The 11,678-nt window shown below is 45.5% G+C and carries 11 protein-coding genes; 7 read left to right on the top strand and 4 right to left on the bottom strand.

What is annotated here, in order from left to right:
• Positions 1–453: 453 nt before the first annotated feature.
• Complete coding sequence (locus tag HMPREF0650_RS11460; RefSeq protein WP_004350965.1) at positions 454–1,131, bottom strand: four helix bundle suffix domain-containing protein; 678 nt, start codon at positions 1,129–1,131, stop codon at positions 454–456.
• Between the two features lie 789 nt (positions 1,132–1,920).
• Here HMPREF0650_RS11460 and HMPREF0650_RS11450 point away from each other — a divergent pair.
• The 3 genes from HMPREF0650_RS11450 to HMPREF0650_RS11440 all read left to right on the top strand — a co-directional run bounded on the left by HMPREF0650_RS11450 (position 1,921) and on the right by HMPREF0650_RS11440 (position 6,336).
• On the top strand, positions 1,921–4,308 hold the full coding sequence (locus HMPREF0650_RS11450; protein ID WP_211205588.1) for a TonB-dependent receptor: 2,388 nt from the start codon (positions 1,921–1,923) through the stop codon (positions 4,306–4,308).
• A gap of 48 nt (positions 4,309–4,356) precedes the next feature.
• Positions 4,357–5,598, top strand: a complete 1,242-nt coding sequence (locus tag HMPREF0650_RS11445; RefSeq protein WP_004350960.1) for a DUF4374 domain-containing protein — start codon at positions 4,357–4,359, stop codon at positions 5,596–5,598.
• Between the two features lie 93 nt (positions 5,599–5,691).
• Complete coding sequence (locus HMPREF0650_RS11440; RefSeq protein WP_004350959.1) at positions 5,692–6,336, top strand: TetR/AcrR family transcriptional regulator; 645 nt, start codon at positions 5,692–5,694, stop codon at positions 6,334–6,336.
• An 86-nt stretch (positions 6,337–6,422) separates the two neighbouring features.
• Here HMPREF0650_RS11440 and HMPREF0650_RS11435 read toward each other — a convergent pair whose 3' ends face one another.
• Positions 6,423–6,977, bottom strand: a complete 555-nt coding sequence (locus HMPREF0650_RS11435) for a sugar O-acetyltransferase (protein ID WP_040563322.1) — start codon at positions 6,975–6,977, stop codon at positions 6,423–6,425.
• Positions 6,978–7,197: 220 nt separating this feature from the next.
• On the opposite strand from HMPREF0650_RS11435, the gene HMPREF0650_RS11430 reads away from it, so the two are divergent.
• A complete protein-coding gene (locus HMPREF0650_RS11430) occupies positions 7,198–7,914 on the top strand; it encodes a Bax inhibitor-1/YccA family protein (RefSeq protein ID WP_004350956.1) in 717 nt (238 codons plus the stop codon).
• A 5-nt stretch (positions 7,915–7,919) separates the two neighbouring features.
• On the top strand, positions 7,920–8,567 hold the full coding sequence (locus HMPREF0650_RS11425; protein WP_004350955.1) for a DUF4923 family protein: 648 nt from the start codon (positions 7,920–7,922) through the stop codon (positions 8,565–8,567).
• Between the two features lie 277 nt (positions 8,568–8,844).
• Here HMPREF0650_RS11425 and HMPREF0650_RS11420 read toward each other — a convergent pair whose 3' ends face one another.
• The gene (locus tag HMPREF0650_RS11420) at positions 8,845–9,213 is read right to left on the bottom strand and encodes a thioesterase family protein (protein ID WP_040563319.1); all 369 of its coding nucleotides are present in this window, start codon (positions 9,211–9,213) and stop codon (positions 8,845–8,847) included.
• A gap of 2 nt (positions 9,214–9,215) precedes the next feature.
• Positions 9,216–10,403 carry an alpha/beta hydrolase family protein gene (locus tag HMPREF0650_RS11415; protein ID WP_004350952.1) on the bottom strand — a complete coding sequence of 396 codons (1,188 nt, stop codon included), beginning with the start codon at positions 10,401–10,403 and terminating at the stop codon, positions 9,216–9,218.
• Between the two features lie 265 nt (positions 10,404–10,668).
• On the opposite strand from HMPREF0650_RS11415, the gene argR reads away from it, so the two are divergent.
• Entirely contained in the window at positions 10,669–11,142 is a 474-nt protein-coding gene (gene argR / locus HMPREF0650_RS11405) for an arginine repressor (RefSeq protein ID WP_004350948.1), read from the top strand.
• Between the two features lie 88 nt (positions 11,143–11,230).
• Entirely contained in the window at positions 11,231–11,413 is a 183-nt protein-coding gene (locus HMPREF0650_RS11400; RefSeq protein ID WP_004350947.1) for a PspC domain-containing protein, read from the top strand.
• Positions 11,414–11,678 lie beyond the last annotated feature (265 nt).

Below are 11,678 nucleotides of genomic sequence, written 5' to 3'. Positions count from 1 at the left end.
GCGCCAAAAACACGCCTATCTATCCAACTTCGTTTCTCTGTTCAGAACGAAACTCCAGAATTTAAAAGTATTCTCACCTTTGTTCGTTTCTAGTAAGAATTGAACGGTTCGTAAATATTCACCCATGAGCATCTTTAACAATACTCATGCTTCTTGTACTACTTCTGTCTTTATGTAAATCTTTTCAAAGAACGCTTCTTTATGTTGCTAACGAGTGTTTCATTTGTGTTTCATTCTCGAAAGCGGGTGCAAAAGTAAACACTTTCTTGGCAACTTCCAAATATTTTCAGAAAAAAGTTTGATTTTTAAGAGAAACTTGATTTACATCAAGCGAAAGGGGCGTTTTTTCTAGGCGATCTAGGATTCCTAGGTAATCTAGGGTTCCTAGGGATTCTAGGAAAACTAGGGATCCCAGGAAGCCTAGGGATTCTAGGGGCCGTGTGCTGCTGCCTTTTATTGAGACATCCCAGCGGCTCGCAGCTTCAAGAGCTCTTCTTTCAAGCGGTTGTTTTCGGCTTTCAGGCGTAGATTCTCTTCCTTCAGCTGCTGCATGAGGCGGTCTTGCTGCTTGCGATAACCTGTGCGGGCCGCATACATGCGCTCTTTTATACCACCGTGCTCAACAAACTGCTTTTCCAAGTACTTCAAATAATTGCACATCATGCGGTCGGTAAGATGGCACAGTGTTAGCAGCGTGTTGCAATATTCCTCAGCGGTCCACTTGGCAGCAAAAGGCATATAGTGGGCGGCGAGATTGTGCGTGCGACAGAAGTTCAGCATTCCATCGTAACGTTTGTGCTGACTGGCCCACAGTTCGAGCCTGCGCGTGTGCAGATAGTCCTCATAATCTTCGCGCAACTCCTGCAACGACCCGCGAGCAACATTCAGCAGTTTAAGTTGCATCTCGGTAGACGTGATTCCGTCTTCCAGCCCTTCCACGATATTTTGTTTCCCCGACCGCGCTGCCTGCACCATTTGGTCTACCGTTCGGTCGCCATACTTGGGCAGGAACTTCTGACAGAACAAAAAAGTAAGCTGAAAAATAGCATCCGCCTTTTGATAGAATCTCAATTCTCCTACCGGTGTACCGTTTTTCAGCACCCATTGATTCTTGTTCTCACCGTCAGCCATCTTCAAATCCCCGATTACGATTACTGGTTTCTCATGCTCTGCAAAGATACAACATCCAACCAGCTATTGCAAGAAAGCGGGTTAAAAATTTGGTGCGTTCTCCAGTTGGTTGCCGCCGGGCAAAAGACATGCTATTACCTGGCAAACGCCATGCTATTGCGCTACAATTCCCATGCAATTGGCTGCTATTCTCCTTGCTATTGCGAATTGCTGCCGTTGCGTTTTCTTTTCCTTATTATTGAAAAAATATTTACATCGGCGACGACGACGATTTTCGCACACACATTCGACGACGGATAATTAGTATAATCAGTATTATTAGTATTATTAGTATATAAAGGAGCCATGACTGATTATCAAGCAGTTAGAAGGGGGTAAATTGATTGTTCGTTCAATGTTCATTCAATTCCCGTTCAACTTTCAATTGGTTTTCAAGTAGGAAAATCCCGCCCACAAATTCATTAAAAAGGGAGAGGAAGATGACTAATTCTTTACAAAAGAGGCAAAAAAAGAAGTAAGTGAAGAGATGGTTTTGATTTTCCACTCTCATCGAAAAAACATCATGGTTCAAGATACCTACAAATGAGTATTGCAAATTTATTTTATATGCAGTACCTTTGCCGCCAACAAAAAAAATATTTCAATGACAAGGAAGCGAAAGAAAGACAAATCTTTTTGTAGAAAATTTATATGTAGATGCATCAACTTTAAGTTGGTGCATCTTTTTTTGTGAATAATTTTGAATTTCATTCATTATTCGAAACTCCTCAAAAACAAAAAAAGCAAAACATGGAACACCTATCAACACATTCTTTATGCCTGCTACGTATCTTTTACATACTATGCTTGCTCCACACCACAAGTTACAACGCCAACGCACAAACACATGGCACAACCATACTGCATGGATATGTTACCGATGAGCAGCGACATATTCCATTGAGTGGTGCCAGTGTTGAAATCATAGGGACGGAGAAGCGTGCCATCAGTAACGAAGAAGGTAGATATGTTCTGCCTATCAGCGAAGAAGGAAAGTTTACCCTACAGGTGTCTTACGTCGGCTATAAAACAAAAAAGACCAATGTAGATTTATTTGTCAACAAACAAGACAGCATTTGCATCAACATAGCTCTACACGCAAACAGTAACACACTACAAGGTGTAACCATCTTGGGCAAAAACAAGGTAAGACAACTAAAGCAGTCGGCTTTGCCCGTATCGGTCATAGGCAAACGACAGTTAGAGGGAACTGCCACGAATATCAATGACGTACTGGCTCGCACCGTAGGGGTAACAGTACGCAACACAGGTGGTATAGGAAGTGCATCACGCATATCAATACGAGGGCTGGAAGGCAAGCGCATGGGCATGTTTGTTGACGAAAGCCCCTTAGGAGGAGTAAATAATTTTGTCGCACTCAATGACATTCCTACCTCAATGATAGAGCGTATTGAGGTGTATAAAGGTATTGTGCCCTACAAGTTTGGTGGTTCTGCATTAGGTGGAGCCGTAAACGTAGTAACCAAAGAGTATCCTCCCCTTTACTTCGACGCATCGTACGAGATAAGCTCGTTCAACACTCACCAATTATCTACTGTTCTGAAGCGTACCAACCAACGCACAGGACTGCAGTTTGGCATTGGTGGAGTGTACACCCATTCGGACAACGATTACGACATGGTTTTAGACCATTTGGATGGAAGAACCGTAAAGCGCACCCATGATAAATATTCCAAGATTATTGGTGGCGCATCTGTGAAAGCCACCAAATGGTGGTTTGACGAAATAAAGTGGGAACTGATATTTACCCACACCCGACAAGAGATACAAGGTATTGACCAATATATTCGTGAGGCTTTCAATAAGTCACAAAACCTCATGACTGCGCTGAAACTGCAAAAAGAGAACTTTTTTGCACCGGGCTTAGACCTGACTTTTGAGACACTGCTCTCGTACGGACGATATGGAATGACAGATAAAGCCAAGTGTCGCTACGACTGGGATGGCAACCAACTGCCTGCCGTATCGCCTTTTGGTGGTGAGCAAGGCAGCCATCCAAGCGATGGCGATAACAAGTCGTATGATTGGAGCGGCAAGCTCAACCTAAATTATCTCATCAACGCGCACCACAGCCTCAACCTCAATGTATGTGCCAACAATACGAATATGTTTCCCACCGACTCGCTTATGGATAAGGCTTTAGGATTCAATGCCAACTTTCATAGCAGGATGACATCCACTACCATAGGACTATCGTACGACTTGACACTCTTTAATGGCAGATTTCAAAACGCATTCACGATAAAAGACTTTATATATAGTTCCGACTCACGGAGTATTTCCACTTACTCTATTAGTGAGCCAAAGCCCGTCAGCAGTTCAAAAAACTTTGCTGGTTTTAGCAACGCCATGCGCTGGAAGTTCTCCGACGAACTGTTGGTCAAGGCATCGTTCAACTCAGAAGTGCGCATACCGTCTACCGAGGAGCTTATTGGCAACGGCTATTCCATATTACCTTCGCCAGCTCTAAAACCCGAGCGCACGACAGGATGTAATATTGGCTTGCTCTATCACAAAGCATTAAAAGATGGTGGAATGATAGAAATGGAGTTGAACAGCTTTTACAACACTTTAAAAGACATGATACGTTTCACACCCGACATGATACCTACCATGGCTCGATATAGAAACTTTGGTGAAGTGCAAACCATGGGAATAGAGTTAGAAGCCAAAGGAGACGTATTGCCCATGCTCTATTTATATGCTAACACCACATACCAAGACTTGCGTGACAAGCGAAAGATGGTTCCCGGCACAGTGGTGGAAAATCCTACCTACAACATGCGTATTCCAAATGTACCTTACTTCATGGCTAATGGAGGGCTGGAATATCATCAGGAGAATATTTTTGGCGGTAGAGGACAGAATACCCGCATCATGGTTGACGCCTCATATATACACCAATATTACTACGATTTTGAGATGAGCAAATATCAAGAGCGCAAAATACCCACCTCCATGATAGTGGATGCTGCCATAGAACACACATTACAGAACAGTACATGGAGCTTTACGCTAAAGGTTAAGAATATAGCCAACCGCCGCGTCGTATCCGATTTGAATTGTCCATTACCAGGGCGGTCTGTAGCTTTCAAAGTAAGATATTTATTAAAGTAATATTTATAGTATCAATTCATTAATTATATCATTAAAACAAAAAAACGTATGAAAATCAAGATGTTATTGTCAGCCATTGCTCTTTCCGTACTGGCTGCATCGTGTGGTAGCGACGACAACGCTACGCCCCAATCAAAGAAAAATACTGGTGCCAATGCTTTCCAAGGCATTGTTTTTGCAACAGGAGTTACCAACCCCGAAGGCAACAACGGCAGCGTGTACATGCAAGCACTTGCCGACATGACACCCGGGAAGTACAACAACAAAAACGCCACGCCCACAGGATTTGGTTCAACACCTATCATCACACCAAGTGGTAATCTATATTCCTTCCCCGATTATATGGGGAACTCCAAGGCAGAGATTACACGATACAACATTGACGCGCAAGGCAACTTTGTACAAAAAGGCACACTGTCCATCCCTGCAGGAGCTGCTGCCAGCAATGTGGTAGAACTGAATGAAGAAAAGGCTTACGTTAGTTTTCAAGGTTTGGGAAAAATCATGGTATTTAATCCGCAAACCATGAAAAAACTGACAGAGATAGACCTTAACTCTTTAGCACACAAAGACACCAAGGTAGCCCCAGCTGCCATGATTATCCGAGACGGCATGTTGTTTGTTGGGCTTAATCAGTTTAATTCACAGTGGATGCCAACCTCCAACACCATAGAGCTTGCCATGATTGACACTAAGACAGACCAAGTAAAAAAGCACATTACCAACACATCTTTAGGCATGAGTTTTGCAACACGCCCCATAGACGCCAATTCTATCTTCATGGATGAGAACAAAGACATATACATCAACTGCATTGGAGCATTTGGCTTTATGCCTCAACTTCCTGGAGGTATTGCCCGCATTAAGAACGGAAGCGAAGAGATAGACCCCACATACTGCATTCGGTTCGACCAAACAGAAGTAAAAGGCTTATCGGTCAAGAAGGGTGAATTTGCTGCAACCACGTTTTACGGAGGTAAAGGCAAACTATACGCTTATCTAAACGCTTACGGCTTAGATCCTAACGCCATGAGTAATCCGTATCTATCAATAACCAACGTACCCGTGGAGATAGATTTATACCAAAAAAGTATTACCAAGATAGAGGGCATGGAGGTAGGCAACCCTCAAGGAACAGCCATTGGTAAACACAGAAATCTAATTGTATTTGGGAGTGCCAACAAAAAGGCAAATGGCTTTTACACCTACAATCCAGAAACAAGGGAAGTAAAAGGACCTGTATTGGAAATAATGGGTAATCCAAGCTTCTTTTACAGTTTTGCTAAATAAAGATAAATAGAAGATTGAGTCTGTTCGTCACTTCTGCTTCAGAATCCCAAAAGAACAGACTCAAACTTTTTCGCAGTATAAAATACGCTCAACATGCAGACACAAAAAGACGAAATCAAAGAACGAATCATCGCTGTTGCCCGACAAGAGTTTATTGCGAATGGAGTGAAAAACACATCTATGCAGCGCATTGCATCACTTTCGGGCATTGCGGTTGGCAACATATATCATTATTTCAAAAGCAAAGACCATTTGTTCAGGTGTGTCATACACCCCTTATTAAAAGCCTTTGAAACCTATAGGCAAAATGCCAACCAGTCATCATACGCCTCATTGGACATATTCAGATACGACTCATATTTGGAAAGTATGAAAGAATTGGTCACATCGTTAGTTGTTCCATATCGTAATGAATTAAAACTTTTGTTGAACGAGGCTGACAACACCTCACTTCATCATGCCATTGACAAGATGATAGAACAACAAAGTATTGACGGAATGAACTACATCAAACGAATGAAGCAGCAATATCCGTACATTAACGACCAAATATCACCTCATTTTCTCCGTGTGCTTTGCAATTTATGGAAAGAAGTAATTAAAGAAATTGTAATGCACGACAATCTGACACCCAAAGAACAAGAAAGCCTTATCCTCGATTACGTTAAATTTGACGTGGGTGGCTGGAAATACATGTTGAACATTCAGGACACATTGGACTTAGAAACCGAAGACTAAACAACAAATGTCCCAATCGCCATCACTCATGAGGAATAAAAAAAGAGACGCAAGTGTAAATCGGATATCACCCGAGCGAGGAAGAATTACCGCAGACGCTTTTTTATAACTGCAGGATTGCCCACTGCCAAACAGTCATCGGGTATATCATGCACGACCACCGAACCAGCTCCGATGATACAACGCTTGCCGATGGTAACACCCGGACACACAATGACGCCTCCACCCAACCAGGTATCATCGCCGATACTGATAGGATAAGAGGTTTCTTGCGGCAAACGTCGCTCCAGATAATTCATCGGATGCTGCGGCGTGTACAGCTGACAATTGGGACCGATGAGGACATGATGTCCAATGCGCACATAAGCCCCGTCCAAGATGGTGCAGTTATAATTAAGAAACGTATGCTCGCCTATCGTGATACCGCTGCCATGGTCGCAATGAAAGGGCGGACAGATGGTGGCGCTCTTCGGGATGCCGGGGATGAGTCGTTCGATGACATCACGATAATGCTCGTCGGTGAGCGTCATGGTCTGCAACTGGCGGCACAAGTCTATTGCATGTGCAATACTGGCCGCAATCTCTGGGTCTGCAAAGGAATACCGCTCCTCTGTACGCATCTTTTCAAATTCGGTCTTCATCATTTTCTTTTTCTTGGTGGTAAAGTTACACTTTTTCGAGCATTGCCACAAAGAAAACAACGGAAACACAGCATGTCCTGCTGATGATCTTCAACAGAAAGCCATGATGTGTGAGCCAAGTGTTGCGCCTAATCTTTTTAACTGCATGGAGTCAGATAGATTTGCATCCTTCACATAAATAATTTATCTTTGCAAACAAATACACCAATAAAAAAGATTTATGGAAGTAAATGATTTAGACAGATTGATTAGAGAACAAGAGGGTTCGTTGTCACTGGCCTTCCCAGCTCTCATGCGAAAAGTATATGTATGGATGACCTTGGCGCTGGTTCTCACCGGCATAACGGCCTATGGCGTGGCTTCATCACCGAGCTTGATGATGACTATCTTTCAGACCCCAGCCATCATGTGGGGCCTCATCATAGCCGAACTGGCTATCGTCATCGCCATATCGGCAGCCATCAACCGACTGTCCCTCACGACAGCTACGCTGCTCTTTGTGCTCTATTCGGTTTTGAACGGCGCCACGTTTTCGCTGATATTCGCCGTGTACACCATGTCATCCATCGCCAACGTGTTCTTCATCACGGCCGGCACCTTTGGGGTTATGGCAGCATACGGCTATTTTACCAAGCGCGATTTATCATCGTGGGGCAAACTTCTCTTGATGGCCCTCATCGGACTGATTATCGCTACCCTGGTCAACGTATTCTTGGTTAAGAGCAGTGGCTTCGACTTAATCCTCAGTTATGCAGGCGTATTGATTTTCGTAGGACTTACCGCATACGACACTCAGAAGATTAAACAGATGTTGGCCATGCAGACAGACATGGGCGAAGGTGCGCAAAAGGTGGCCCTATTGGGTGCGCTGTCACTCTACCTCGACTTCATCAACCTGTTCTTGTATTTGCTGCGGATATTCGGAAGGAGAGAGTAAAGACAATGAAAACCATCCATTTGACGCTTGCCGCCCTATCTTGTGCGGCACTGATGAGTTGTGGCAGCTTGCAAACAGATACCACACAGGCTGGAAAGAAAGAAACAAGCACGTTTGGCCAAATATTCAGTGCCATGACCAACGGTGATGCCTTAGGCAACGCTTTCAACAGCGTTATTGGTCTGGACAAGCCAACCGAGGCCCAGCTTTATGGCTCGTGGCACTACACCCAACCGGGTGTGGCGTTCACCAGTAAGAACGCTTTAGCGAAAGCTGGAGGCGAAGTGGCGGCCACACAGGCCAAGGAGAAGCTGAAAGCACCGTACCAAAACATTGGATTCAATGCAAGAAACACCGCCCTTCAGCTAAACAAGGATAAAACCTTCACCATTCAGTTGGCTGGAAAGACCTTCCAAGGCTCGTACACTTACCACCCGGACGAATGCAAACTGGATTTGCAGACGTTCCTCATCACCTTCCCGTGTTATGTCAAGCGCACGCCAAAAGGCATGAGCTTTCTCTTGGAATCAAAAAAGTTGCTCACCCTTTTTCAGGCCATTGCCAGCATCAGTGGTGACAGCAAGCTGGAAACCATTGGCAAAATCAGCAAAAATTACGATGGCATCCGCATGGGATTCGAAATGGGAAAGTAGGTTGGGGGCGAGATTCATTGCGTTTTGTCGCTGACAACCGAAAATGAAATAAGGGGAAACGAAAACGGACGGAAATCCTCCCAATTTGCCGAAACATAAACAGTGTCAAAAGGACACTATCAGTCAATCACTTACAACAGACATGGGTTTAGCCGCTAATCTGTATGGAATTAGCGGCTAAACCCATGTTACTTATACCGCAATTGCATGGCTATTGCAAAGCGAGTTTGCGCCTATGCTTCGTCACTCACTTTTTTCAGGCGAAAACACCCGTTTCTCATCCCTGCATGAAGCGTTGCTTATCTACCACGAAGCGTAGGTGGTCGCCCTCGCCAATCACCTCACCATCCTGCCTGGCCACCACGTGAAAAAACAGTTTGCGGCGGTCAACCTTTGTCAAAGTAGCCGTGGTCTCCACCATCGCCCCCACCTTACTCGGCTTGAGATGCGACGAGCTGATATGCCCGCCCACCGTGGTTTGTCCTTCTTCCAATTCATTTGCCACCGCCAGCATGGCAGCGTTCTCCATTAAGGCCAGCATGGCAGGCGTGGCCAACACGGGCAAGTCGCCCGAGCCGATGACTTGTGCGGTTTGCGCTTCGGTCACGGTCAAGCGGCTGGTATGGGTCAATCCTTCTTTCAACATCATTATCGTTTTTTAGATTCAATATTCACTTCAACCATGGCGGGGAACATGTACGCCCAGTCGTTACGCTGAAAGAGCGTTTGACGCATGGTCGATTCCTTGCGCCTGACACGTCCGCGAAACAACAATCGCTTGCCATATTTAATGGTTATTGCTTTATCCAAATCAACCAAGTCGTCATTGAGATAGATGGTCAGCGAAGAGTAATCGCACGCGGTGATGTCCACCTGATTACCATGAATGGACGCGCGCACCATCTTGCCTGGCGCCAACTCATGCTTGGGTGCGCCCAACCAATAGAAGTAAGGCTTCACCACTTCGGCCTGCCGCCACACGATTTGCTTGGGATAAGGGTTGCGGCGGAATTGTTGCATCCATGGCACTGCAGCCGAATCAACCCGATTCATCCAATGTCCCGCACCTTTTATTATATGCGTTTGATGAACATACCCTGTAGGATCGTGCAGCTGCAGCGAGTCCATTTGCAATCCTCTCTGTGCTGCCAACGTATTGCGATGGTAGGCAGAGTCGCGCTCGCCGCACCAAATCATGAAAGGCAAGTTGCGCAGATTCAGCAAAGACACGTCGCCAGGATGGCCTGCCATCATCGAAGCCGCCGCCCACGAGTCGGCCATGCGCGGAGCCATGCGCCACACACCATCGCCCCCAGCCGAGTAACCCATGAGGTACACCTTGTCGGGATTAACGCCCTCGAAGGCCACACACATCTGAATGAGTTGTTCGTAGAGCGCATCAATTCCCTCGTGACACCACATGTTCCACAAATTCCATGGCGCACGAGGTGCCACATAAACCGCCTGCTGGGGACGATAAAGGTGTTTTTGGTTCTCCCATTGCTGATTGTTCACTGCTTGGGTGGTTCCACCTCCCCCATGAAGCGAGATGAACAAGCTATAACCATCGGCAGGTTTGTCACCGTAGACCGTCCACCACAGCGGCATAGACACCCCATTATGCGTCAGCGTACGTGCCCTGTAATACAACCCCAAACGAGCTCGGGTAGTTTTCATCCATTCCTTCTTGAGTCGCTCACCAATGATAGGCACTTCAGCTTTAGCGATAAATCGCTCGCGCATGGCACGTTTGGTGTGCGAAAAGACAGGCAGAGACAGCACGAGCGCAAGTAGCAGGGTGGCTCCCCATCGATAGGTCAGTTTGTTCTTCATCATCAATTATTTGCTTGGTTGTCACGCAAAGATAGCATTATTCTTCGACATCTTCCGCCTTGAAAGCACATTTTTCTCATAAACCTCCATTTGCCCCGCCCATGGCAGTAGCGGTTTTACCAGACCTTTGTCGTAAACAAGAGCAGATGATACCCTCCACTTCTTCTCTGTTAATAAGTGTATATAAATGTTGGTTTTGGCAAGAATCGTTTTGTTTTTATGCAAAATTCATTATATTTGCAGGTAGCAGTGAATAATCTTACAAACGATGAAGTTAAAAGAAGATAGAATAGAAACCATCAAAATGCTCATTTCGAGCAAGGAGATAGGCAGTCAGAAAGAGCTGCTCGACGAACTGAAAAAAGAAGGTTTCGAGCTGACACAGGCCACCTTGAGTCGTGACCTGAAGCAGCTGAAGGTAGCCAAAGCGGCCAGCATGAATGGCAAATATGTGTACGTTCTGCCCAACGAAACCATGTATCGCCGGGTGCACAATCCTGCCTCGGCACGAGAAATGATGCGCACGCCGGGGTTCCTGTCCATCAATTTCTCTGGCAACATCGGCGTCATCAAGACCCGTCCGGGCTACGCCAGCAGCATCGCATACAACTTGGACAACAGCGACATCCCGGAAATACTGGGGACCATCGCAGGCGACGATACCATCTTCATCGTCGTTAAGGCTGGAGTGAGCGAACACGAGATAACAGACATACTCAACGATCTGCTGTTGAATATGTAATGAAAAATAAACGCATGGCGGGAACGCATGCAACTTTTCAGTCATCGGCAACGTCTAACATACAACTAAACCAAAAAGGAAAAATGTCATGAAGAAGAAATTAACCTTATCCAGCAACAAGATGATCGGAGGAGTTTGCGGCGGATTGGCCGAGTATTTTGATGTAGACCCAACCATTTTTCGCGTACTCTATGCCATCGCAACGGTGTTCACCGCTTTCAGCGGACTGATACTTTACCTCGTTTTGTGGATGATTATCCCCAAGAAATAACCAGTAACAAGAGTTGTTTCATGGCTTACATAGCTTCACGGGATGCAATTTTACCTGCGTCCCGCACATGCTTTAGTGTGCATACCAGAGCGAGCTGAAACCCCATAACGCCCATACGCTGACGGTAAAAGGCTTACTGGCTGCTTGACGATAGCAGCCGATTGATGAGCAAAACCGCTCGATAAGCAGCACAGAAGGATTTATTCTGTGCAGTCTTTTTTATTGCATTCATCTATGGCTGGTTCTATAAATTACCACCGCACAC

Origin of the sequence: Hoylesella buccalis ATCC 35310 (genome assembly GCF_000177075.1) — a bacterium.
Classification (GTDB): domain Bacteria; phylum Bacteroidota; class Bacteroidia; order Bacteroidales; family Bacteroidaceae; genus Prevotella; species Prevotella buccalis.
This window is presented reverse-complemented; position numbering and strand designations above follow the sequence as displayed.